Origin of the sequence: Arminella tubonensis, assembly GCF_003240585.1 — a bacterium.
Lineage (GTDB): Bacteria > Pseudomonadota > Alphaproteobacteria > Rhizobiales > Rhizobiaceae > Rhizobium > Rhizobium tubonense.
Genome location: NZ_PCDP01000034.1, coordinates 52,977 through 74,849, shown reverse-complemented (window position 1 = coordinate 74,849; position 21,873 = coordinate 52,977). Strand labels below are relative to the sequence as shown.

The 21,873-nt window shown below is 57.4% G+C and carries 23 protein-coding genes and 3 pseudogenes; 10 read left to right on the top strand and 16 right to left on the bottom strand.

Annotated elements, in window-relative coordinates; all coding sequences use genetic code 11:
- Window positions 1-132: 132 nt before the first annotated feature.
- On the bottom strand, window positions 133-1,923 hold the full coding sequence (locus CPY51_RS11390) for a putative bifunctional diguanylate cyclase/phosphodiesterase (protein WP_111160347.1): 1,791 nt from the start codon (window positions 1,921-1,923) through the stop codon (window positions 133-135).
- A 664-nt stretch (window positions 1,924-2,587) separates the two neighbouring features.
- Between CPY51_RS11390 and CPY51_RS11385 the strand changes: the two genes are divergently transcribed.
- The gene (locus tag CPY51_RS11385; protein WP_111160346.1) at window positions 2,588-2,992 is read left to right on the top strand and encodes a host attachment family protein; all 405 of its coding nucleotides are present in this window, start codon (window positions 2,588-2,590) and stop codon (window positions 2,990-2,992) included.
- A gap of 650 nt (window positions 2,993-3,642) precedes the next feature.
- Window positions 3,643-5,490 carry an ABC transporter ATP-binding protein/permease gene (locus tag CPY51_RS11380; RefSeq protein WP_111160345.1) on the top strand — a complete coding sequence of 616 codons (1,848 nt, stop codon included), beginning with the start codon at window positions 3,643-3,645 and terminating at the stop codon, window positions 5,488-5,490.
- A 131-nt stretch (window positions 5,491-5,621) separates the two neighbouring features.
- On the opposite strand, the gene CPY51_RS11370 is transcribed toward CPY51_RS11380, so the two are convergent.
- Window positions 5,622-5,990, bottom strand: coding sequence for a hypothetical protein (locus CPY51_RS11370; RefSeq protein WP_111160386.1), 369 nt, complete (start codon window positions 5,988-5,990; stop codon window positions 5,622-5,624).
- On the opposite strand from CPY51_RS11370, the gene CPY51_RS11365 reads away from it, so the two are divergent.
- The 3 genes from CPY51_RS11365 (at window position 5,938) to CPY51_RS11355 (ending at window position 7,076) form a co-directional block, all read left to right on the top strand.
- On the top strand, window positions 5,938-6,201 hold the full coding sequence (locus CPY51_RS11365; RefSeq protein ID WP_206607252.1) for a transposase: 264 nt from the start codon (window positions 5,938-5,940) through the stop codon (window positions 6,199-6,201). The two genes, CPY51_RS11370 and CPY51_RS11365, sit on opposite strands and share 53 nt — an antisense overlap.
- 294 nt (window positions 6,202-6,495) lie before the next feature.
- The gene (locus tag CPY51_RS11360) at window positions 6,496-6,696 is read left to right on the top strand and encodes a type II toxin-antitoxin system VapB family antitoxin (protein WP_111160343.1); all 201 of its coding nucleotides are present in this window, start codon (window positions 6,496-6,498) and stop codon (window positions 6,694-6,696) included.
- The gene (locus CPY51_RS11355) at window positions 6,693-7,076 is read left to right on the top strand and encodes a type II toxin-antitoxin system VapC family toxin (protein WP_111160342.1); all 384 of its coding nucleotides are present in this window, start codon (window positions 6,693-6,695) and stop codon (window positions 7,074-7,076) included. The genes CPY51_RS11360 and CPY51_RS11355 overlap by 4 nt, the downstream gene beginning before the upstream one ends.
- Before the next feature lie 217 nt (window positions 7,077-7,293).
- On the opposite strand, the pseudogene CPY51_RS11350 reads toward CPY51_RS11355, so the two are convergent.
- Window positions 7,294-7,628, bottom strand: a pseudogene (locus tag CPY51_RS11350) (XRE family transcriptional regulator); the annotation flags it as partial.
- On the opposite strand from CPY51_RS11350, the pseudogene CPY51_RS11340 reads away from it, so the two are divergent.
- Window positions 7,542-8,392 (top strand): annotated as a pseudogene (locus tag CPY51_RS11340) (IS701 family transposase); the annotation flags it as partial. The pseudogenes CPY51_RS11350 and CPY51_RS11340 overlap by 87 nt on opposite strands.
- A gap of 76 nt (window positions 8,393-8,468) precedes the next feature.
- On the opposite strand, the gene CPY51_RS11335 reads toward CPY51_RS11340, so the two are convergent.
- From CPY51_RS11335 to CPY51_RS34070, 8 genes and pseudogenes are all read right to left on the bottom strand, one after another.
- Entirely contained in the window at window positions 8,469-8,957 is a 489-nt protein-coding gene (locus tag CPY51_RS11335; protein WP_244598603.1) for an NUDIX hydrolase, read from the bottom strand.
- Between the two features lie 88 nt (window positions 8,958-9,045).
- Window positions 9,046-9,225, bottom strand: a complete 180-nt coding sequence (locus tag CPY51_RS11330) for a hypothetical protein (protein ID WP_111160338.1) — start codon at window positions 9,223-9,225, stop codon at window positions 9,046-9,048.
- Window positions 9,226-9,285: 60 nt separating this feature from the next.
- The gene (locus CPY51_RS11325; protein WP_111160337.1) at window positions 9,286-9,660 is read right to left on the bottom strand and encodes a hypothetical protein; all 375 of its coding nucleotides are present in this window, start codon (window positions 9,658-9,660) and stop codon (window positions 9,286-9,288) included.
- Between the two features lie 412 nt (window positions 9,661-10,072).
- A pseudogene (locus tag CPY51_RS33395) lies at window positions 10,073-10,216 on the bottom strand (3'-5' exonuclease); the annotation flags it as partial.
- 206 nt (window positions 10,217-10,422) lie between these two features.
- On the bottom strand, window positions 10,423-10,635 hold the full coding sequence (locus CPY51_RS11315; RefSeq protein WP_111160335.1) for a hypothetical protein: 213 nt from the start codon (window positions 10,633-10,635) through the stop codon (window positions 10,423-10,425).
- Between the two features lie 164 nt (window positions 10,636-10,799).
- Window positions 10,800-11,165 (bottom strand): type II toxin-antitoxin system RelE/ParE family toxin, encoded by a 366-nt coding sequence (locus CPY51_RS11310; RefSeq protein WP_111160334.1) that lies wholly within the window; start codon window positions 11,163-11,165, stop codon window positions 10,800-10,802.
- Between the two features lie 2 nt (window positions 11,166-11,167).
- The gene (locus CPY51_RS11305; RefSeq protein ID WP_111160385.1) at window positions 11,168-11,419 is read right to left on the bottom strand and encodes a ribbon-helix-helix domain-containing protein; all 252 of its coding nucleotides are present in this window, start codon (window positions 11,417-11,419) and stop codon (window positions 11,168-11,170) included.
- 75 nt (window positions 11,420-11,494) lie between these two features.
- On the bottom strand, window positions 11,495-11,719 hold the full coding sequence (locus CPY51_RS34070) for a DNA methyltransferase (protein ID WP_111160333.1): 225 nt from the start codon (window positions 11,717-11,719) through the stop codon (window positions 11,495-11,497).
- A 376-nt stretch (window positions 11,720-12,095) separates the two neighbouring features.
- Between CPY51_RS34070 and CPY51_RS34065 the strand changes: the two genes are divergently transcribed.
- Both CPY51_RS34065 and CPY51_RS33925 read left to right on the top strand, forming a co-directional pair.
- Window positions 12,096-12,593, top strand: coding sequence for a transposase family protein (locus CPY51_RS34065; RefSeq protein WP_111160332.1), 498 nt, complete (start codon window positions 12,096-12,098; stop codon window positions 12,591-12,593).
- The gene (locus CPY51_RS33925; RefSeq protein WP_338049428.1) at window positions 12,506-12,850 is read left to right on the top strand and encodes a hypothetical protein; all 345 of its coding nucleotides are present in this window, start codon (window positions 12,506-12,508) and stop codon (window positions 12,848-12,850) included. The genes CPY51_RS34065 and CPY51_RS33925 overlap by 88 nt, the downstream gene beginning before the upstream one ends.
- Window positions 12,851-13,002: 152 nt before the next feature.
- On the opposite strand, the gene CPY51_RS11290 is transcribed toward CPY51_RS33925, so the two are convergent.
- From CPY51_RS11290 to CPY51_RS11270, 5 genes are all read right to left on the bottom strand, one after another.
- Complete coding sequence (locus CPY51_RS11290; RefSeq protein WP_111160331.1) at window positions 13,003-13,149, bottom strand: DUF1127 domain-containing protein; 147 nt, start codon at window positions 13,147-13,149, stop codon at window positions 13,003-13,005.
- A gap of 170 nt (window positions 13,150-13,319) precedes the next feature.
- Window positions 13,320-14,300, bottom strand: a complete 981-nt coding sequence (locus CPY51_RS11285) for a 3'-5' exonuclease (RefSeq protein WP_111160330.1) — start codon at window positions 14,298-14,300, stop codon at window positions 13,320-13,322.
- Between the two features lie 420 nt (window positions 14,301-14,720).
- Complete coding sequence (locus tag CPY51_RS11280; RefSeq protein WP_111160329.1) at window positions 14,721-15,350, bottom strand: TetR/AcrR family transcriptional regulator; 630 nt, start codon at window positions 15,348-15,350, stop codon at window positions 14,721-14,723.
- A gap of 143 nt (window positions 15,351-15,493) precedes the next feature.
- Window positions 15,494-18,604 carry an efflux RND transporter permease subunit gene (locus tag CPY51_RS11275; protein WP_111160328.1) on the bottom strand — a complete coding sequence of 1,037 codons (3,111 nt, stop codon included), beginning with the start codon at window positions 18,602-18,604 and terminating at the stop codon, window positions 15,494-15,496.
- Window positions 18,601-19,713, bottom strand: a complete 1,113-nt coding sequence (locus CPY51_RS11270) for an efflux RND transporter periplasmic adaptor subunit (RefSeq protein ID WP_111160327.1) — start codon at window positions 19,711-19,713, stop codon at window positions 18,601-18,603. The genes CPY51_RS11275 and CPY51_RS11270 overlap by 4 nt, the downstream gene beginning before the upstream one ends.
- Window positions 19,714-19,811: 98 nt before the next feature.
- On the opposite strand from CPY51_RS11270, the gene CPY51_RS11265 reads away from it, so the two are divergent.
- Window positions 19,812-20,399, top strand: a complete 588-nt coding sequence (locus CPY51_RS11265) for a TetR/AcrR family transcriptional regulator (RefSeq protein ID WP_111160326.1) — start codon at window positions 19,812-19,814, stop codon at window positions 20,397-20,399.
- Between the two features lie 199 nt (window positions 20,400-20,598).
- A complete protein-coding gene (fabF, locus tag CPY51_RS11260) occupies window positions 20,599-21,864 on the top strand; it encodes a beta-ketoacyl-ACP synthase II (protein WP_111160384.1) in 1,266 nt (421 codons plus the stop codon).
- The last annotated feature ends 9 nt before the right edge of the window (window positions 21,865-21,873 follow it).

Below are 21,873 nucleotides of genomic sequence, written 5' to 3'. Positions count from 1 at the left end.
GCGTTTTAAGACACATCACTCCTTCGAACGCAGCAAGCGACTCCGTAAAAAAGCATTCAGCTGGGCTGCGTCAGTCCCATTTTCCTGCTCCAGTAAGATGAATCTGCCGGTCGCGTCTCGGATCCGCTTGTCTCAACGCCCACAGTTTGTGATCGCCGCCAGAAAAATGGTATCTGGCTCAGGTCGTCCGAACAAATATCCTTGGATCTCGTCACAGCCGCTTTCGATAAGGAACCGCGCCTGCTCCTCCGTTTCCACCCCTTCAGCGATGACCTCTAGTCCAAGCTTGTGGGCAAGTGAGATGATTGCGGAGGTTATTGCCATATCGTCGGTGTCATGGGGAATGTTCTCGACGAATGACCGATCGATCTTAAGGCGCGACAACGGAAATCGTCTCAGTGCTCCAAGGCTGGAATAACCAGTGCCAAAATCATCGACAGCAAGTTTTACCCCAAGCTTTTCAAGCTCATGCATTTTGGCAACGGAGCCGACGAGATCTTTCATTATCAGGCTCTCCGTTAGCTCCAATTCGAGCCACATCGGATGCAGACCGCTTTCTTTGAGCGCCGTTGCAACCGTTTCAGTTAGTCCCGTTTCTTGGAACTGCCTCGCCGAAACGTTGACACTGATGCGGATTGGTCCAATGGCTTGGTCCTGCCACGCTTTCGCACTTAGACATGCAGTCCGCAAAACCCAGTCCCCAATGGGGACGATTAATCCCGTCTCCTCAGCGAGAGAAATGAAATCTCCTGGTAAGACGAGCCCCTCCTTCGGATGGTTCCAGCGCACCAAGGCTTCGGCCCCTACGATTCTGCCCTTTTTGACGTCCACCTGCGGCTGGAAGTGCAGCACGAGTTCCTGTCGGAGAAGTGCCTGGCGAAGCTCGTCAGTTCGCGAAAGCTTCCTTCGAGCACTTGCGGCCATGTCCGAACTGAATTGGACGATACCATCCCTTCCAAGTTCCTTCGCCCGGTACATCGCCATGTCTGCCGAGGCTAGGAGATCCTCCGCCGTCTTGCCGTCGACCGGATAGCTGGCAACCCCGATACTGCACGTCGCCCTAACCTCAACTCCGCCAAGCATCACTGAATCGGAAATCGCTTTTTTGATTTCAGACAATCGGATCGAACAGCTTTCGGGATCCATATTCTCCAGGACAATTACGAACTCGTCTCCACCGATTCTGGCAATCGACCCCTGATCGCTGGTCAACTCCGATATCCTGGTGGCGACGACCTTCAGAAACTGGTCGCCGACCGAGTGGCCAAGGCTATCGTTGATTAGCTTGAAGTTGTCGAGGTCGAGGAATGCCAACGTCAAACCACCACCCCCGACTTCGGCCGCCTTTACTGTCAACTTAAGCTTTCGATCAAGCAACGAACGGTTTGCCATGCCCGTCAGCGGATCGTGGTCGGCGAGAAAGTGCGCCAGTCGTTCGGCAGATTTCTGCGCGGTGATATCCCGCGAGGCTCCGATAATGCCCACAACTGTGCCGGACTCGTCCCTCAGAGGTACGCGGGTGATCATCAACCATCGCTCCCCCTCACCACGAAATGCCAACTCCTCGCAGCCGAAATCGGGAATTCCCGTTTCAGCCACCCGACGCTCCACTTCCGTCGCCATTTGAGCGGCTTCATGAGGAAGGAAATCAAAGTCCGTACGTCCCACCAACTGGCTCAGATGGTCTAGGCCATTGTTGACAACGATGGCGTGGTTCGCAAATAGGAAGCGCCCCTCCAAGTCCTTTGCGTAGATGTAATCAGGAAGTTGATTGACCATCCCCTCGAGCCAGCCTTCACGCTCGGCCAAAGCTGCTGCAGCGCCTAGCTCCTGCGCGACGCCTTGCAAATTGGTTGGATCCACAAAGGCAGGATCGGTGTGCAGGGTCAGAAGCGTGGGCTTCACGGGAGAGCTTTCAGACATGAGTTTTCGCCAGCGGTGGGTGCCCGTTATCCTCCTACGGTAAGGTTAGGTTTCTATGAATATGATGAAACGATAAACTAGAAGTTCGACGCGAAGTGAAATCGCCATTGGCGCTGGCAAGAGGCTCTGACACCCCGCTCGCAACGGCAAAATCCGTTTCTGGAATTCGGTCCGTCCGCGGGCCGATGGTCAGCAAACCAAGTGCGCAGGGCGTCGGTGAGCCATCGTCGCTGTCGCCCGCAAGATCGCTGTCGTGCTTCATTGCATGGGGCCCGACGACATAGAGGTCTCATTCGGATTGGAGGCCGCAGCATGAAGAGACAAGGGCCCCAAAAATCCGATCCTGGCCGGATCGTCCCATGCGGACTGGATGAAGCCGCAAATGCGAAACGGCCGCTCCGTTTCAAGCCAAAGAAAAACCCCACAGAAGTAGGGGCTAAGTTTGGCGCGCTCCGGGAAAATATCGAAGCGGCGGTAGGTGTTTAGCGCCGATGGGTGAAGGTCGGAAGGTCGGGAGGTTTCGACCGATCTACCATGCTTATGTGGTATGCCCGCATCGCTGCTCTGGAACGGATGCCGCACAGCAGGGTTAACTCGGTATCAGAAACCGGCATTGGCCCACCCGCTTGGTGGAATTGGCATTGCCCTCACCAAGGACAGACAAATGAATTTACCACAGAATACCATCATCGCGGTTGCAGATGGCGAAAAGCTTAGCTTGTTTCAGAACGATGGCGACGCGGCGAACCTGAAGCTGACCGCACTGCCTTCCGCAGAAATCGATAGTTCAAAAATTTCTTCCGGCGGCCGTCATTCGAGTAGCTCGGCAAACCCGGACGACAGCCAACAGGACGAGGATGGCTTCGGCTCCGGCGTCACTGATATGCTCAATAAGCAGGTGCTCGACGGCAAGATTAAGGGTCTGGTTATTGTCGCCGCGCCGCGTACGCTTGGGGAAATGCGCAAAGGCTATCACAAATCCTTGTCGGCCGTCCTCATTGGCGAACTCGATAAGGATCTAACAGGCCACTCCCTCCAAGACATCGAAAAGGCCCTCGCTGCCGCTTAAACCTAGACATTGATGAAACAGGCCCCGTCAGCAATGGCGGGGCAAAGTCGCACTTGGAACCTGACATTATGCTAATGGAAGTTCCAAGCCTCTATCCGGCAACCGCAAGGGCGACGAGGGCGAAATCGGCTTGGAAGCAGCAATATTCGGCAGTGACGGAAAGATCATGTTAACCGGCAACAGGCTGGCCAACGGTCTACGTCGCCCACAAAATTGCCCGCCGATGTCACACGGCGAGCTGTTCACGATTCTCGTCCTCCAGATGACAAGGCTGCCAGCGGCGCATTACCTCTGCCTCGCTAATACTCTCAGGAAGTTGCCAGGACGGCCGCATCGCCATTTTCGATTGCTGCCGCGACAAGCTGGCGAAAGCGACAGTGACAAACGAATGCAACTCGACTAGTTCATGAACCTAGATGAAGGTTTTCCTCAAATTCTTCTTCAAAATCAAAACGGACAGACCCTTCCGGCTTGTGAGCTGACAACACCTCACGATGCGCTTCCCTCGATATCCCAAGCAACGACAAGTGTTGTCGCGCCAATGTCAGACCTATTTCCAATCTCGAAGCGATATCGGATAGTTAAAGCTGGACGTCTAGAAACCTCATCGGGAGAATAAATTGAACTCAGAGGCAGCGCCGCCACCAGATATGATAGACGTCGGTCCCGAGTTGACCCCTGAGCAAGCTGAGGACGCGCGCAGAGCGTATTTGCTTACGCGCTTCTGGATCAGCGCTCGCGGTTACTGGGGACGCGAGGGTGACAGGTTCGCTTGGCCTTCGTCGATCGGGCTGCTTGTCTTGATCGGGATCAACGTCGGCTTCCAATATGGAATCAACGTTTGGAATCGTGGGATATTTGACGCCATAGAGCAACGCAATGCTCCCACCGTTTATTTCTTGGCAGCGGTGTTTCTGCCGCTTGTGCTGGGAAGCGTCGGAATTGTTACCATTCAGGTGTACGTTCGTATGCTAATCCAGCGCCGCTGGCGTTCCTGGCTCACGAAGGCGCTGATCGCGCGCTGGCTCGCAAACGGCCGCTACTACCAGCTGAATCTCATCGACGGCGATCACCAGAACCCCGAAGCGCGCATCTCCGAGGACATGCGGATAGCCACCGAGTCACCGGTCGATTTTATCGCCGGCGTCATTGCGGCATTTGTGTCTGCTTCGACTTTTATCGTGGTCCTTTGGGCGATTGGCGGGGCTTTGACGCTACCGATCGCGGGCTCGTTCGTTACCGTCCCCGGCTTCCTCGTTGTCACGGCCGTCCTCTATGCCACTATCACTTCCGGTTCCATTGCATTCATCGGCCGCAAGTTCGTTCATGTCTCCGAAGCCAAGAACCAAGTGGAAGCCGAATTTCGCTATACGCTCACCCGGGTGCGAGAAAATGGTGAGAGTATTGCTTTGCTCGGCGGCGAAGAAGAGGAGCGTAGTGACCTGGACAAGACGTTCGCCAGTGTGAGGCAGCAGTGGCGGCTACTTGCGCACCAGTATATGCGCACCACCCTTGTTTCGCATGCATCGATGCTGATTGCGCCTGTCGTACCGGTCCTCCTCTGCGCGCCAAAATTTCTCGACGGGAGCATGACACTTGGCCAGGTGATGCAGGCGGCATCTGCCTTCACCATCGTCCAAAGCGCGTTCGGATGGCTGGTCGACAACTATCCGCGGCTGGCAGACTGGAACGCCTGTGCGCGGCGCGTCGCGTCGCTAATGATGTCGCTTGATGGGCTGGAGCGAGCAGAGCAGAGCGACTCCCTCGGACGCATCAGGCGTGGTGAAACTGATGGCGATGCAATACTCAGCCTTGAGGATCTCTCGGTGTCGCTTGGCGACGGTACCGCCGTTGTGAAGGAAACCCAGGTTGCAATAGAGCCGGGCGAGCGGGTGCTCGTGGCTGGCGAATCGGGTTCAGGCAAGAGCACTTTGGTGCGGGCCATCGCTGGTCTCTGGCCGTGGGGTGACGGCAGCGTTAATTTCCGCCCCGACAGTAAACTGTTCATGTTGCCGCAACGGCCTTATATCCCGTCGGGGACGCTTCGACGGGCGGTCGCCTATCCTGGGCCGGCTGACACCTGGACGCTGGATGAGATCAAGGCGGCAGTCGACATGGTCGGACTGGGTCACCTCAACGACAAGATCGAGGATGAGGCACCATGGGATCACACGCTGTCGGGTGGCGAAAAGCAGCGGCTGGCGTTTGCGCGTCTTCTGCTACACCACCCCGATATCATAGTGTTGGATGAAGCAACGTCAGCACTCGATGAAAAAACTCAAACCGAGATCATGGAGATGATGATCCGTGAACTACCGAAAGCCACCATCTTGAGCGTGGGTCATCGCGCTGAACTCGAGGCCTTCCACAGCCGCAAAATCACTCTGGAACGGCGCGAGGGTGGGGCGAGGCTTGTAAGTGATATCGATCTGGTTCCGTTCAAGAAAAAACGGACTGTTCTCACGCGCCTTGTGAAGTATTCACGCAAGTTACCTTAGCGTAGCCGATTTCAATTCAGATAGTGTCCAGCCCAGTTTTGGAATGGGGCGGGATAGTCAGGCCCTCGGCCAGGCCAAAATCTCTCGCTTCGTCCATGATCCGCTTGCCTTTCGAGCCAAACGCGTAGACTTCACCCGCGCGCGCCATTACCAAGATCACGGATATAGGCCAGAACCGCTTCGACATGTCCTTCAGCGACGAGTTCCGCCGCCGTCTTGTGACCGTAGTCCCCAATAGGTTCGTTGCGATACCAGTAGATCGCCTTATCGAGCGCCCCGGTTAGTTCCGCCGCCGCCGAGATAACCTTGATCATTTCCCGCATACGTCCTTGCAGGCGCTCGGAAGAAGGATTGCGCAGAGTGTTGCGATGGACGCCCGTCAGTTCCGCTAGGCCGTTTACCGGCACGCCGAGCGCTTTCGACAGACGGCTTGGAGAAATGTAGGGTGTGCGCGGCTCCTGCAGGCTATCGACAAAGCCAGAAACCACTGTATGTGCCATAAGAGGCTTTAAGGCCGCAGCCGACGACCCAGCCCGTTTCAAAAGCTCGCGAACTGTCGGAGCCCACTTCGGACTGACGCCGCGACGCTTCCAATCTGGCGAAAAAGACAATCCCGGCCGCATCTCACATGCTGGTGACGCCGATGTACAGGCGACGCTCTACGCTGCTGCCAATGCGATGCTTGTCCGATCGATTGCTGGAGTAGCTTGAAAGCATGGGGTGTGCGCCTGATGAAGACAAAGGGCGGCGCGCCATCGTCGCTGTTGCTCGCAAAATTGCTGTCTTGCTGCATCGCACCTGGAAATGAGCGTTTACGATGTGTACGCATATGGCAGGCGCAAAACTGCGCTTGCTCCGACCTTGGGGGAGTGCCCCAGCTGTCCAAGAGATTATTGTGTCGTCGTCCCTTAGTTAGAGAACTGCTCTGGTACATAGAGCAGAAGCTAGGCGTAGTTTTTCTCACCAAATGGTGCTAATTTACTGCTTTAACAAAAGAGCAAGATCATGCGATCGACTATCAATCTCGACGACGCGCTTGTGGAAAGGGCCAGATCTTTAACCGGTACCAAGGAAACCGCGGCGCTCGTCCGCCAAGCGTTGGAGACGCTCGTGCGTGTGGAGTCAGGAAAGCGCCTCATTGCGCTCGGAGGAACGATGCCCGATGCCGCGGCGGCGCCGCGGCGCCGGAGCGTGGTGGCTAAGTGATACTGGCAGACACCTCGATCTGGATTGATCATTTCCGTCATGTCGATACCGAGCTGCGCAGGATTATTGAGGATGATCGCCTACTTTGCCACCCATGCGTGATCGGCGAACTGGCGCTTGGCAGCCTTCAGGATCGCCGCGGCGTGATGGCTTTCTTGGCGGCTCAGCACGAGGCGGTGGTCGCCACGCATGACGAAGTCATGACAATGATCGATCGCCACGGTATTTTCAGCATGGGCATTGGCTACACGGATGCTCACTTGCTGGCATCGGTCCTCCTTGACCAGCGAGCGGCGTTATGGACGAGAGACAAGCGCCTGCGGACAGCGGCCGAAAAGGTGCGGGCGTCACTGCACATACCGGTCAACGCGCCCAATTAAATCCTGAAATAATACTGCCACGAGGTGATGCTTTCGGTCTTAAGGGATCGGAACCGGCGGCTCACTTGTAAAGTCCCACGCTTACAAAAGGATTCGAGCTGGCCATCGGTCAGCGGGCCAACCGCGGCAAAACCTCGGAGCCGGAGTTAGCCCTGGAGGACTAGTTTCAATATCGCGGAAAACGCTCGATATCGGCAGACGGCTTGTTACCAGCCATTTAGCGAAAGTCACCGTGGGCAATGCCCTCAGCAGCGGCGATTACATCGCCGTCCTGGCGACGCTTCAAGGCGTCAAGCGCGGTTCGACCGTCAAGAGCGCCGTGTGGCGAAACAAGGAAGCGGTAAACCGCTCAGGCACTCGCCAGGTCTCATGCAGTTTTGGGAGTGCCGCATACGGGCGCCCGTCCTGATCCAGTTGCCATGCCGAGAAACGGAACCCTCGTTTGCCGCCGTCGAGGCCGAGCACTTGACCGTTTTGACGCTTCGTGTTGACCGTTACCCGCGAAACGCCAAGAAGCTCGGAAAATGCGTCCGCGTTGAGCATCTCGTCTTCGCCGAAAGCTCGCCATCCGGCTCACCAACCCGTGGCGGAGCGGCTCCGATGGACCGCAAGAGTGTCGAACCACTCGCGGCGATGACGGCGCCAGCGCGAGTATCGTCCAAGCATCAGTCGCTCCTGCATTTCGTTGGCCAAGCGCCGTGGTCGGACGAAGCGCTTCTGGCGCGGGTTCGCAACTTGCTGCTGCCGCTGATCGAGCAGAATCGGCCGATTGAGGCATGGATCGTAGATGACACCGGATTTCCCAAGAAGGGCACGCATTCGGTCGGCGTCGCGCGGCAATATTGCGGCCAACTCGGCAAGCAGGACAACTGCCAGGTCGCGGTCAGCCTCTCGATCGCCAACGTCGCGGCGAGCTTGCCGATAGCGTACCGGCTGTATCTGCCGGAGATCTGGCCAACGATCCGGAGCGGCGACGCAAGGCGAAGAACCCTGACAACGTTGTATTCCAGACCAAGCCCGCAATTGCGCTCGACCAGATCCGAGCCGCCCAAGCGTCCGGAGTTGCACCCGGCGTGGTGTTGGCCGACGCCGGCTATGGCGCGGACGGCGCATTCCGCACCGGCCTGTCGGTGCTCGGCCTTGCCTATGCTGTGGGGGTGCAACCGACACTCAGCGTCTGGCGACCCGGAGACGGCCCCTTGCCGCCCAAGCCTTGGCGTGGAAAGGGGCCAACCTCGCTGATGCGCCGCAGCCCCGAACACAGCCCGGTATCGGCAAAGGCGTTGGCTCAAGAATTACCGCAGGATGTCTGCAGACGCAGTAAGGCTAGGCTGAGGCAGGGATCTCGTCCCCCTTTGCGAAGGGGCGCATGCGTTCATGACCATCTCGACCCTAGGCGGTTCCATTTTGCATTCGACCCAAGCGCCTAAACTTCCGAAGCGTCTCGCTCAGTCCAGGTTGTCCCACTTCTTTAATGGCAGTCTCGATCGGAAACCATTTCGATTTGCGAATGCGTTTTTCCGGATACTCCGCTGCGATACGCTCGACCCCCAGGAGGTGCACACTCACATTCAAACGGCGCGCATTGCTGTCCTTGGCGTAGGTGAATGTACCGAAGATAGCAGGGTTCACTTTCCCCTGCACCCCGGCTTCCTCAAACGCTTCCCGCTCGGCGGCAACGCTGGTCGTTTCGCCTTGCTCAATGTGCCCCTTTGGAAGACCCCAGCGTCCGCTCCTCAGACTTCCGACAAGCAGCACCTCAACAAGACCATCCTTGCCTCGTTGGCGGTAGCAGAGGGCCCCGGCTTGATCGATCTCGACAGCGGACAGCGATTCACCGGAGCGCCTCTTTAGTTCGCTCGACCAAACCGACTCTTTCAACAAAAATGGCTCCGTTGGGTTGTCTTTCGCTTGGAGGGCTACGATGTCGTCTGCGCGGACGACTACCGCTTGCGATCCGGCGGAGAGATTAATGCGGGCGAGCTGTGCTCGCTGCCTGCGCTTCGACCGCATAGGCCTCGTTTCTGGCGCGCGCCGTTCTTTCCAGCAGCTTTGCGAACTCGCCGAGCGGCACCCTGTCGGCGCGCAGCATTTGACGGATCATCGGGTCCCTGAGGACTTCGGACATCGTCATTTCATTGGTGTGCATGAGAGTATCCTCCTTGGGACTCAAGGAGGATATTTAACGTGTCCGCGTAACACTTCCATGTCAGTTGCCTGACAATGGCGTGAAAGGAAGGCTAACCGAGGCCGGATCGCTCTGTGAGGCAATCTTCTTCGGTGCCTTCGTACGCTTGATCGGCGGCTCCTCGACGACCTCTGGTGTAGCCTCGATATCATCTGGTGCCGCTTCCGGGCCACCATCGAGCCTGTGCTTGATCGCCAGTGCATAGACGACCTGAAGGACCTTCGCATCCTTGACGTCGGGGTCGCTGAGGGCTAGCAACGAAGCGCGCACGATGCGCTTGCTTGTCGTCTTCGGGCATTTCTCAAGCACGAAATCATAAAGCGATCTGTCGCTCAGACCCTGGCTCGCACCCTCTATCAAGGCGTCATAGACCTTCTTGCGCTTCTTATCACTCATTCCAAATGCTCTTCATTGTTGATGATGGCGCACCCTAACGCTATGCGATTGTCACAAACAACCAACGAAAGGCACGGGGTCGGATTGATGCCCTCCTCGCGCCGCGCTGAACAGCGCGGATGGAAACGTCGGGGCGCTGGTCGCCATTGATCAAATCAGCCTCCGCCTATGTGACGTTCCCTACTCGGCAGGTCCTTGATCGGCTCGAGCGACAAGCTCGTCGCCAGTTGGATAACTTTCGAGTTGACGTAAGCCAGTTGTAAGCTTGCCGTTCCGCTGTCTTTCGAGTGGCCCGTCGACCCTCTCGAATTGCTTTGGCATCAGGCCGCGCGAGGATGTAATCGGCGCATAACCATCAGTAAAAACGATGAAAAACGCTCTTTCAACTTTGTACGCAACACCGCTTTGATCCCGAGCGCAGATAGCTAAGTTCCTCTTCGAGTGCATCTTCCGCAAGCTCGATCCGCCAGCACTTCGGACGACCGTCGCTGCCGTCCGACCAGCGATAGCCCGGCGCCTTCAAATGATCTTTCATATCGAAGGGGCTGAGTTCTGCCAGCGGCAAAACCAAAACTTTCAACCTTGCCATTGGCGTGTGTGAATCGGCTCCAAAGGTTCGCCCCGTTGATATCCGCGACAACCATTTGGAAGTGCAGCTAAAATTTAAGAAATTAAGTGGGGTTATTCCCGCGCCGATCGTAACCCCACTTTGGCGCGAATTGCGTAACCAGATCAATAAATTGGGTTCCGTTCCCAAGGGGGTCAACTTTCGGATCCGCTCCACAATTTGGTCCCCACCATGACGGAATGAGTGCTGTTCCTGTCAAAAAGGGGGATGACCTTGCGAAATACCGGCAAGCCGTACCAGTTGTTCTGGATGGCGTTTCTGTCGAAAACAAGCGCCATTTCTTTCAGTTGCCGGTCCGGAATGAGCGCGGTTTTCAAGTCGGCGTATTTGATGCCCTTGAGCGTCATCGCGTCCCTCGGTGGTCTGCCTGAAAATCTGAATTTCGCGAAACATCGCTTGAGGTGGTACCTTGAGATATTCAGGCGTGACTTCAAGGAACGCATTGCCTCGCGCATGAGCGTGTGAATCGGCCGGACTTCGAATGCTCTAACCCCCTTGCGGCGACAGACGATTAGATCTCGTCGGTCTTTTCCTGTTTTGCAATCAAGGCGGCCAAATCCTCCGCAAGGCGCACTGGCACATCCATGCGCTCATGCAAAATGCTGATCACGCCGAGATCGCCGTTATCAAGTTCGCGGAAGAACAAATAATGATGTTCATAGCGGCTGAGATACGCCTCGCGTTTGACATCGGCGGGAACCGCAAGCTTTTGCGGAAGCTGGCGCCAAAGCGCATTGCTTTCGCAAAGACGCTTCAAGTGCGAGTGAAGCCCCGTGATGTAGGTCACGGCCTGTCTCTCGCCCCATTTCTCAACGGTGTCGCGCCAAATCTTGTCCTGCGCAGCATCCGCGTGCGGATAAAAACGATAGGTTGCCACGATCAGCGACGCGTATTGCGACGGATGACGTCTTCAGCGGAAACCGCGACAAACTCGCTATCACCCGCCCGCATCGCAGTTGCGAGTTCCTTTTGCAGCTCATCCCATGCCTCGTCACGGGTTTGCAAGTCGCGGCGGATCAACGCCCGAATATACTCGCTGGCGTTCTCGTAGAGGCCGTCCTCACCAATCTGCTGCTGAATATGCGCCTGCAATTGGCCGCCTACCTTCACATGAATACTTCCCGAGGCCATTGGCATATCCTTTTCGTTCTCCCTTTATTGTGGGGTATCGTGGCACATATTGTCAATATTCATCACCACACTCCCTTATGGGAGTGTGGCATAAACCTGCAAGCTGGGGGTCAGATGGTGATGGCCCTCAAGCTCAATGCCAAGGAAATGGCGCCCGCAGCGACGTGCCGCCAACAATGTACTTCCTGATCCGCAAAATGGGTCAAGAACGAGATCTCCCCGCCGACACCTAGCTTGAAGCGGAACGATCGGCGCTTGCCCGTTCAATCCTTGGAGTCGCGCCTGGAGACATCGTTGCATTCGAAAGCCAGGGGAAACTTTTGCGGCCGTCGGTTATAGGCGTAACCCTATATTCGGGCGGCAGCAGCGTCGGGCGCAATGCGGCCAAGGGGACGCCATGCGCCCTTGAACTCGTCAATCTCCGCGATCAGTGACAGGATCTCAGGCGTAATCCGCAATGTCGAGAGGCGACAGGTCGAGAGCTGTCATCCACTATCCCATCCGTTTCCATCCGCAATGGTACGATACGGCGAGATCCATTTTTCCATCCATTTTCATCCGATAGTGGATATCGGAATTAAAGGCTTAAGAGGAGGCCCCGCCCGATGGGCGGAGCCGCGAACATGGGTACGGAAGCGGCTCAGACTCAAAATTGCTGTTGTTTGAGACGAGTTTGATGCTGATTCATGGGAGGCTCACCGGACGTGCACGGGTTTCAGCGCGCGAGCCAGGCTCCGGACGGCTTTGCAGTGTAGATGCGGTCGAGGTTGAGGAAGGTCACTTCAGGATCCAGTTGCGGTCAGGTCAGCCGTTCGGTCTTTGCTCAGATTGCGGTCGGCAAAGCCGGCGAGTCCAGAGCCGGTATTCGCGTCGGCCAACAGACCTGCCGCTCGCTGGTCGATGGGTCGAACTGAACATTTTCGTGCGACGGTTCTGGTGTGATGCCGTGCTGTGCGGACGTCGCATCTCCTGCGAACGATTTAGCGCCGACGTTCTGGATCGATACGGGCGACGGACGAAAGGCTTTGAGATAATAGTCGAGCACGCAGCCAGACAGTCTCGGGCGTCGTCTCGGACGTCGACCAGATGCTGGGGAATGCGGAGTTCCTGCTTGCCTCGGTGTTCCCGTTCAAACGTCCAGTGCGGCTCTTGGGGATTAGTCTTTCGTCGCTAAAACACGGAAGAAAGCGTGCAAGAACCGCAGCTAGCTCTCGGGCTCTGATCGGCCAGTCCGCAAAACGAAAAAGCCTGCCGCGGGAGGAGGTGCGGCAGGCTTTTCGAAAAGAACCGAACAACGGCTGGGAGGAGGAGTGCCGCTGTTCCGACAGACGCCCCTTGGGAGGAGGAGTGGGCCGTCTGAAATCGAAGCTCTGCGGGAGGAGGTGCATCGCTTCGATGAGCACCAGAATATCCATTCTCGCCGCACATTAAATAGACATTGCTGCAGTGCAGCCATGCGAAACGTGCATGGCCACATCTGAAGGAAAAATCTCCGGCTTTAGCGCGTCGCTGTAGACCAGATACAGACACGCCCGCAGCATCAGCGGGCGTATTGTCATTCAGATTGGCTTGGAAATAGTCGCTTAGCGAGCAACCGATGCGCGGGCAACGCTGTGAATGTCGGCGCGATCAATGCCGAGGTCTTGCAGCTTACGCGAGCTCATGCGGCCGAGTTCGGTAACGGTCTGACGATACTTGCGCCACGTGTTGAAAGAGCTTGCTACGTTCATGATGATCCCCTTTCGTCAGGTCTCTTGACACCACATACCATGCTTTGGTTCCAACGTCGTTTCGATGATTGGGATATAGGCTCCTGAACGCCTGTCGATAAGGCACAAGGTCTCAGGTCGGCCATGCGCTCAAAGCAAGGGTCCAATCAGGGGTGGGCTGAAGGGGGCTATCAGGCCCGGAACCGGTCAAAGGCCGTGAGGCGTTTGATTGGTGGATCGGCGTCCGGATAGCGGTAGATTTCGGCCCTGAGATAGCGCAGCTCATCATCGAGCGCTTCTTCGCCAACCTCGATCCACCAGGATTTGGGACGGCCGTCGCTTCCGTCGGACCAGCGATAGCCTCGCGCCTTCAGGTGGTCCTTCATGTCGAAGGGGCTGTTCTCCGCAAAGATCCGCACACGCGAAGCTTGGCTTGCTTCATAGAGCTCGGCGAAAGCGATGGAAGCCGGTCCGTCCATTTCTCGAGCCAGCACCTCCAGAAGTGCAAAGCAATCGTCGACCGCACGATGACCCTCATGAAAATACCCCGCTTGCCAGAGCAGATATCCGAGCTTGGTGCCCTCATATCCCCGCGACGACCAGTCGATCTCAGAGTTGGAGCAAGCCCAGGCCTTGCCGGAAAACAGGTGAGAAAATGCCTCGCAGAATGGCCGGTCGAAACCGGCATTGTGGGCGATCAGCAGATCAGCCGGTTCAATCAGCGCCTGCAACGCAGCCATATCGATCGACTGCCCGGCCACCATATCATCTGTAATCCCGGTAAGCCTGGTGATCTCGGTGGGGATGGTAGCGCTTGGCTGCTGAAGTCCACCGTAGATGCCGGTCACCTCACCGATGCTTCCTGTCGCATCGAAGGTGAAAGCGATCACGCCAATCTCGATTATCTCGTGCCTGCGAGCATCAAGGCCCGTGGTCTCAGTGTCGAGAATGATACCCCTGAGCGGGTACTCCGGACGTGGGAATGGTGCGACTGCACGCGGCATGAGCTTCTGCAGGATCCGATATCGACCCGTCTCCGACAGATGTCGGACCATGTCCTCTTCACTCATGGAGATGGCATGCCTGCCGGGTTCGGCGGATTTGGAGGAGCCACGCGGGACTACCTGGTCCCGCGGAGCGAGCTTCGAAAACATGTCAAACTGTTCTGCCATTCCTGTTGTCAAAGCCCGCCGCAAATTTTCCTACTTCAAAACACGGCACGATCGGCAGATCAACCCTGTTGGTGGGGTACGATTTCAGCCAACCCGGCGAACAAGGTTTACAACCGCAGTTCCACGCAGTAACGGCTCTTGGTTCTTTGACCGGAAGCGGTCCAACACAGGAAAAGGGCATGCAAGCTGGCGCGGGAACTGCGAAAGCCGTTCGCCTCCCGCAAGACCGGTAAAGGGGTTGCCGCAGGAGATCTAGCATTCGCCGGCAAAAAGCCGGAAACCGGGACCACAGCCCCGGCGCGCGGGTCCGCTCTAAAGCCAGCGACCGCCGCAGTGGCGCTTTTGGGCCATTAAATGTGAACGCCTTGATGGGATCCGACCCCACCTCCACTCGCGCTACGGCGGCCAGAGGGCCTGCCCCTACAGTCGCGACAAGACGGTTCGTGCGCCCAGAGCTTTGCGGATAAAGCCCAGCTGCTCGCGCAGGCCCGTTTCGGTATCTTCACCGTTCCGGACCCGCTGCTCGACGAGAACGGGGTGATAGAAAGGAATGAAGGCGTTCATCACACCTCGGGCGGATTGGGCGGCATCTTCAACCCTAAACTCGCCTGCTTCCATCCCCTCGCGTACGATCGCCTCAATGATCGCCACGATTTGGTCGCTATGGGCACCGATCAGCGACCAGTCCTGCTCCGTTGCGGCAACGATCAGATCGTGAACAGGCTTCTCTTGGATGAACGTCATTTTTCTTTTCAGGTGGAGGATATTCAAAAGATTTACGAGCTTCTCGTAGGCTGGCGCCTTCATTCGTGCATTCGCATCTGCGCACCGAGACGTTTCCGCTAAGAAGCGGCCACAGATCGACCTGTTGATTGCCGCCCTTGAGGGGAAAAAGCGATAGATATTGGCGCTGCTCATTCCGAGGTAGGATGCAATGTCCGCCACCGACGTCTTTTGGTAACCGATGCGGCGAAAGTGCTCTTCCGCCACATCCAGAATGCGCTCCCGCGAGACGTTGACGTCAATCTCTATAGGGATACGGCGCCTCATGACGTCTCCAGCACGAATTTCTGACCAGCTGGCGTTCCTGGACGCTTCCGATTTTGCCGGCGGCCCGCGTCAATTGATGGGTGCCCGCCGGCGCGGAAGCGGCCACCTGAAACACCGGAAAGATGCTTGCACGACAGGGCGCCCTACTCGGCGGCCATTGCCCTCGGCGGTTCCAATTCTTTGATCGCTTCCACGGGGTTGTCTTCTTTCGTTGGCTTGATCCGGAACCACACAGCGTACAGTGCCGGAAGGAAGAGAAGGATCATCACAGTGCCTGCCGCCGTCCCGCCAATCAGTGTGTAAGCCATCGATCCCCAGAATACTGAATGGGTCAAAGGGATGAAGGCCAGGATCGCTGCAAGCGCAGTCAGGATGACAGGACGTGTCCGCTGCACGGTCGCTTCGATGACAGCGTGGTAGTCATCGAGCCCGGCGGCCTGATTTTCCTTGATTTGCTCCGTCAGGATCAACGTGTTGCGCATCAGGATACCCGCCAGTCCGATCAACCCAAGAATGGCGTTGAAGCCGAAGGGTTGATTGAACAGAAGCAAGGTCGGGACTACGCCTGCAAGTCCAAGGGGTGCGGTCAACATGACCATCGTCATCGTCGATAGACTGCGCACCTGGAGGATGATGACGATCAACATGGCAGCGATCATAAGGGGGAAGACCTGGACCAGTGCGACATTGGCCTTAAGCGATTCCTCGATGTTGCCGCCCATCTCGATGCGATATCCGACGGGGAGCGATGCGATCAGCGGCTGAAGCGCCTTCATGACTTGCTGAGAAACTTCCGGGGGCTGCGTCGCCTCGTTGATATCGGATCTGATCGTGATCACCGGCGTGCGGTCACGGCGTTTCAGGATCGGCTCCTCGAACCGGATCTCCGAGTGCCCGATCTGATCGAGTGGAACCTGCCGGCCATCCCTGCTCATCAGCGAGAAATCACCAAGCCTTGAAGGATCAAGTCGGTTGTCACCTGCGCTACGCGCGACGACGGGAACGTTGCGGATATTGTCGCGCACCTGGGTGACCGGGATACCGCTGAGCAGCAACTGCATCTGCTGGGCAGCTTCTGAGGGTGAAAGACCAATCAGATTGAGCCGATCCTGATCGGGGATAAACCGCAGCACGGGGGTTCGGTTGCCCCAATCCCGGTTGGCCTGACGGACATCAGGGACAGTTTTCATAATGGCTAGAGCCTGTTCGGAAATCTTGTAGAGCTCATCCGGATCCGGTCCCATAATCCGGAACTCGACCGGAAATGGCGTGTAGGGTCCAAAGACAAGCTGCGTTACGCGCACGGATGCCTCAGGAATCAGCCCTTCTGAAATCGCGGCGCGCAGGCGATGCTTCAAGTCCTCACGGGATTGGGCGTCAGGCGTGAGCACGACCACCTTGGCGAAGGCGGGATCGGGAAGCTCCGGGGCCATGGCGAAGAAGAAGCGAGGTGCACCCTGCCCCACATAGCTGGTGACGATTTTCACTTCCGGTTGCGTCTTCAGCCAGCCTTCGACCTTTTCCACCGCCGCTGTCGTGGATTCGATACTCGTACCCTCAGGCATACGAACTTCGACGAGCACCTCGGGCCGATCGGAGGTTGGGAAGAACTGCTGTTTGACGCTTCCCATGCCGACGACCGAGACTGCCATCGTGATGCCGACCACGGCGCACACCATGAATTTATGGCGAACGGCGAATTCGATGAGGGAGCGCAGGCGACGGTAGTTCGGCGTATCATAGATGGCGTGATGACCGCCCTCGACCGGCTTGATATCAGGCAGCATCTTTACTCCGAGATAGGGCGTAAAGGTCACCGCGACGATCCAGGAAACGATCAGGGCAAAACCCACGACCCAGAAGATGTTGCCGGCATATTCACCTGCCGTCGATCTCGCGAAGCCCACGGGCATCAGTCCGATGATTGTGACGAGGGTGCCGGACAGCATCGGCGCCGCCGTATGGCTCCAGGCATATGCGGCCGCCTTGATGCGGTCCATGCCTTCCTCCATCTTCACCACCATCACCTCAATGGCGATGATGGCGTCGTCCACGAGAAGCCCTAGCGCTAGGATCAACGCGCCAAGGGTGATGCGATCGAAGAACCGGCCGGTTTCCAGCATGATGAGGAAGACGACGGCGAGCGTCAGCGGGACCGCAAGCGCGACAACGATGCCGACGCGCCAGCCGAGTGCCACCAGACTGACGAACAGAACGACGCCAAGCGCCATGGCAAACTTGAGCATGAATTCACCGACCGCTTCTTGGATGTTGACGGCCTGATCGCTGACTTTCGTGAGCGTCATCCCCAGCGGTAGTGTCTGCGCGATCTCGGCGGATCGCGCTTCAAGCGCCTTTCCGAGTTCAAGACCGTTATAGCCCTGCTGCATCACGGCACCCAGCATGACTGTCGGCTCACCCTCATGGCGGATGACGTAGGTCGCGGGATCCTCATAGCCGCGCCGCACATCGGCCAGATCGGAAAGCTTCAGCGTCCGTCCGGCTGCTGCGATCGGCGTGTCGGCAATCGCCTGCACGCTGTTGTAGGCTCCGTCGAAACGGATGAAAACCTGTGGGCCACGCGTGTCGATCGAGCCGGCCGGCGTGACCGTGTTCTGTCTCTGCAAAGCTGCGGCGATGTCGCTCGCCGATATTCCGAGTGTTGCGAGCTTGACATAGGAGAATTCGACGAAGATCTGTTCGGGGCGCTCCCCCAGAATGTTGATTTTCTTGACGCCAGGGACATGCAGGAGATCCTGACGGATCACCTCCGCCTGCCGAACCAGGTCGCGCATCGGCAGCCCCTTCGCCTTCAGTGCATAAAGGCCAAAGCTGACATCGGAATATTCATCGTTGACAAAGGGTCCGATAACGCCGGGAGGAAGATTTCGGGCTTCGTCGCCAAGCTTTTTGCGAGCTTGATAGAACTCTTCAGCAACGGCGCTCGCGGGAGTATTATCCTTGAGTGTTACCGTGAGATAGGCGTAGCCTGGCCGTGTTGTCGTTTCGACCCGGTCATACCAGGTGAGTTCCTGAATGCGTTTCTCAAGTGGCTCGGCGACAAGATCCTGCATTTCACGCGCGGTAGCGCCTGGCCAGACCGAGGTGACCGTCAGGGTCTTGATGGTAAAGGAGGGATCTTCGGCGCGTCCAAGCTTGACGAAGGCATAGGCCCCTGCGGCGGCCAACAGAACGATAAAGAATAACGTGATGGCGCGTTCGCGAACGGCAATGGCGGAAAGATTGAAACTCATTTTTTCACCTCTTGCTGAGAGGCGATCCTGACAGCCGCGCCATTTTCCAGAAGATGCGCCCCCAGCGCGACAACCTGCTCACCAATACCAATGCCGGTGACAAACGCCGTCTCCTCACCGATCTGCTTGATTTCGACCGGGGTGAACTTCACGGTGGAGGTGCCGCTGTCGACAACCCACACACCTGTCCGGCTGCCGTCGTCCAGAATGGAGCCGACGGGAACAGCAACCTCCGACTGTCTGCCCGCGTCCAGAATCTTAATCGTGACCGTCGAGCCGAGCGGGGCAGAGGCGGCAGCACCATCGAGAACGTAGCGTGCCTCGTAAGTCCGGGTCTGGGGATCGGCAGCATCCGAGATCTGTCGTAGCTGAGCTTTTCCGCTAAGACCGTCGCCTCCGTAGACACTGGCTTCTACTTCGGATCCTACTTGGGGCCGCAAAGTCTCAGGTAGCCAGACGACAGCTTCACGCGGTCCAGCTTGGGCGAGCTGAACCACCGTCTGGCCCGCCGCCACGACTTGTCCGGGATCTCCAAGCGTATTGACGACCGTTCCGTCCGAGTCTGCAAACAGGACGGAGTAGGTCGCTGCATTTTCTGCGACCTTGGCGTCGGCTTCAGCCGCGGCAAGCTGGGCTGTGGCCGTGTCGAGTGTCGCTTTCGCCTGTTCGTAGCGTTGCGGCGTGGCGGCCAACCCATTCTTTACCAGTGCCGCATAGCGTTTCTCGTCGGCTTGTGCCTGGAGGAGAACAGCCTGCGCTGCAACGACCGTATTGCGTTTGGCCGTCAGGGCGAGCTGAAGATCCGTTTCATCAATGCGCATCAGCGGCTGGCCTTGTTTCACCTGCTGACCCACATCGACCAACCGCTGGACGATCTTGCCCGGAACGCGGAACCCGAGATTGCTCTGTATTCTTGAAGCGACGGCGCCGGTAAACGACCGTTCCGCTGTGCCGGTCTTTTTCGTCTCCGTCACCCTTACCAGTGGTGAAGCAGTCCTTGGGTCTGCAGCCTCGGCTTCCCGTTTAGGGGATTCGGAAATCAGGAAAAAGGCACCGGCCCCCGCCGCCGCCATGAAACCTACAAAAGTCAGGATATGTTTGCGTTTCATTTCAAGTTCTCTTCTTGACCAGCGACGTGGATGATTTAGATTGCGATCTAACTCTATTTGAGATATAGATGTCAAATGAAATCTAATCGGAGATCGATATGAGAGTGAGCCGAGCACAGGCCGAGGAAAATCGGGAGGTCGTGATCAACGTCGCCAGCCGTCTGTTTCGAGAGCACGGCTTCGATGGCATTGGCCTCAAGGATCTAATGAAGGGTGCCGGCTTAACGCAAGGCGCCTTCTACAAGCAGTTCTCGTCAAAGGATGATCTTGCGGCACACGCCTCCAGGCGTGCGATGGAAAGCGCCACACGCAGATGGTCGACAGCTGCGGCCGAAAGCTCAGATCCACTTGAAGCAGTCATCGAGTTCTATCTCTCGGCCGGACATCGTGGCGAGAAGGCTGACGGTTGCCCTTTGGTGGCCTTGGGAGCGGATGCGGCGCGGCAAAGTAAAGAGGTTCGACGACCATTCGAGGACGGGATCCGAGCTCACTTCGAGGTCCTAGACGAGCTGATGCACGAGACCAACAGGTCAAACCCTAGCGGCAAGGCAATGGCGATTTTGTCCATTATGGTAGGTGCTGTCACGATGTCACGCCTCGTTGAGGATGAGAACTTGTCGCAGAACATCCTCGATACGGCGGCTGGAGAAGTCAGGCGCATTGCACACGGTGATGGTGATACCTGACGATTTCAAGGTCGCCTCCATGCTTGAGAGCGGTCTCGATTATCCCATCCAATCATCGGTCGAAGTGACTTTCCAGACCGGATGCGAGGCGAATAACGCTTTCCAACGAAAACTGCAGGTTTTGAGACCTCACACCGGCCGCTTCGACGGCCGGCAGACTGGAAGCATGCCAAAATTCAAAGAAACAGGCGGAAAACATATGCGTCGTATCGTTGTAACAGGAATGGGAGCGGTAAGCCCCCTTGGAGCGAATGTCGGCATCTCCTGGTCGCGCCTGCTTGCGGGTCAGAGCGGTATTCGGCGTCTCGCGGACCATGTCGTCGGAGATCTCCCCTCGAAAATAGGGGGAGTGGTCCCCTCGTTCACTGAAGATCCTGAAGGTGGCTTCGATCCGGATACGGTCCTGGCACCAAAGGACCAACGCAAGGTCGACCGGTTCATCATCTTCGCACTGGCGGCCGCTGAAGAGGCGCTCGCGCAGGCGAAGTGGAAGCCGGTTTCGAACGATGACCGGCTGCGAACCGCGACGATCATCGCTTCGGGCATCGGCGGCTTTCCTGCAATAACTGACGCGGTTCGCACCGTCGATCAACGCGGTGTTCGTCGTCTTTCGCCCTTCACCATACCATCGTTTCTCGTCAACCTCGCAGCGGGACAAGTCTCGATCCGCCATGGCTTCAAAGGTCCCCTCGGCGCACCGGTAACCGCGTGCGCTGCCGGCGTTCAGGCGATCGGCGATGCCGCCAGGCTCATCCGATCCAATGAAGCCGACATTGCTATCTGCGGCGGAACAGAAGCCTGCATGAATATTGTCAGTCTAGGCGGTTTTGCCGCCGCCAGATCGCTGTCGACCGGCTTTAACGAAACGCCGAGCCGGGCATCGCGTCCCTTCGATATGTCGCGCGACGGCTTCGTCATGGGCGAGGGAGCGGGCATGCTGGTCATCGAAGCGTTGAGCCATGCGCTTGCTCGCGGCGCCACGCCGCTAGCCGAACTGGTCGGATACGGTACGACAGCCGATGCCCATCACATCACCTCCGGTCCCGAAGACGGGGACGGGGCGCGCAGAGCCATGGAGATCGCTATCGCGCAGGCTGGAATAGCCCCGCGTGAGATTGGTCATCTGAACGCGCACGCCACCTCCACACCGGTTGGAGATCTCGGTGAAATCAGGGCCATCAAGACTGTCTTCGGTTCTGACAAGACAGTCGCGGTCAGCGGGACAAAATCAGCAACGGGACATCTGCTCGGCGCGGCCGGAGGGCTTGAGGCCATCTTCACGATTTTGGCGCTCAGCAACCAGATTGCGCCACCGACCTTGAACCTGAATGCTCCCGATCCGCAAGCCGATGGCATCGATTTCGTTGCAAACAAGGCGCGTCAGTTGGACGCCGAATACGCAATATCTAACGGTTTCGGCTTTGGCGGGGTCAATGCCAGCGCACTCTTCAAACGGTGGACATAAAGCGATCAG

What these genes read in the sequence shown, in the direction of transcription:
- CPY51_RS11390 (WP_111160347.1), bottom strand. Translation starts at nt 1,923, where the DNA reads ATGTCTGAAAGCTCTCCCGTGAAGCCCACGCTTCTGACCCTGCACACC.
- CPY51_RS11385 (WP_111160346.1), top strand. Translation starts at nt 2,588, where the DNA reads ATGAATTTACCACAGAATACCATCATCGCGGTTGCAGATGGCGAAAAG.
- CPY51_RS11380 (WP_111160345.1), top strand. Translation starts at nt 3,643, where the DNA reads ATGATAGACGTCGGTCCCGAGTTGACCCCTGAGCAAGCTGAGGACGCG.
- CPY51_RS11370 (WP_111160386.1), bottom strand. Translation starts at nt 5,990, where the DNA reads ATGGCACATACAGTGGTTTCTGGCTTTGTCGATAGCCTGCAGGAGCCG.
- CPY51_RS11360 (WP_111160343.1), top strand. Translation starts at nt 6,496, where the DNA reads ATGCGATCGACTATCAATCTCGACGACGCGCTTGTGGAAAGGGCCAGA.
- CPY51_RS11330 (WP_111160338.1), bottom strand. Translation starts at nt 9,225, where the DNA reads ATGCACACCAATGAAATGACGATGTCCGAAGTCCTCAGGGACCCGATG.
- CPY51_RS11325 (WP_111160337.1), bottom strand. Translation starts at nt 9,660, where the DNA reads ATGAGTGATAAGAAGCGCAAGAAGGTCTATGACGCCTTGATAGAGGGT.
- CPY51_RS11315 (WP_111160335.1), bottom strand. Translation starts at nt 10,635, where the DNA reads ATGACGCTCAAGGGCATCAAATACGCCGACTTGAAAACCGCGCTCATT.
- CPY51_RS11305 (WP_111160385.1), bottom strand. Translation starts at nt 11,419, where the DNA reads ATGGCCTCGGGAAGTATTCATGTGAAGGTAGGCGGCCAATTGCAGGCG.
- CPY51_RS34070 (WP_111160333.1), bottom strand. Translation starts at nt 11,719, where the DNA reads ATGCAACGATGTCTCCAGGCGCGACTCCAAGGATTGAACGGGCAAGCG.
- CPY51_RS34065 (WP_111160332.1), top strand. Translation starts at nt 12,096, where the DNA reads ATGCTGATTCATGGGAGGCTCACCGGACGTGCACGGGTTTCAGCGCGC.
- CPY51_RS33925 (WP_338049428.1), top strand. Translation starts at nt 12,506, where the DNA reads ATGCTGGGGAATGCGGAGTTCCTGCTTGCCTCGGTGTTCCCGTTCAAA.
- CPY51_RS11290 (WP_111160331.1), bottom strand. Translation starts at nt 13,149, where the DNA reads ATGAACGTAGCAAGCTCTTTCAACACGTGGCGCAAGTATCGTCAGACC.
- CPY51_RS11285 (WP_111160330.1), bottom strand. Translation starts at nt 14,300, where the DNA reads ATGGCAGAACAGTTTGACATGTTTTCGAAGCTCGCTCCGCGGGACCAG.
- CPY51_RS11280 (WP_111160329.1), bottom strand. Translation starts at nt 15,350, where the DNA reads ATGAGGCGCCGTATCCCTATAGAGATTGACGTCAACGTCTCGCGGGAG.
- CPY51_RS11275 (WP_111160328.1), bottom strand. Translation starts at nt 18,604, where the DNA reads ATGAGTTTCAATCTTTCCGCCATTGCCGTTCGCGAACGCGCCATCACG.
- CPY51_RS11270 (WP_111160327.1), bottom strand. Translation starts at nt 19,713, where the DNA reads ATGAAACGCAAACATATCCTGACTTTTGTAGGTTTCATGGCGGCGGCG.
- CPY51_RS11265 (WP_111160326.1), top strand. Translation starts at nt 19,812, where the DNA reads ATGAGAGTGAGCCGAGCACAGGCCGAGGAAAATCGGGAGGTCGTGATC.
- fabF (WP_111160384.1), top strand. Translation starts at nt 20,599, where the DNA reads ATGCGTCGTATCGTTGTAACAGGAATGGGAGCGGTAAGCCCCCTTGGA.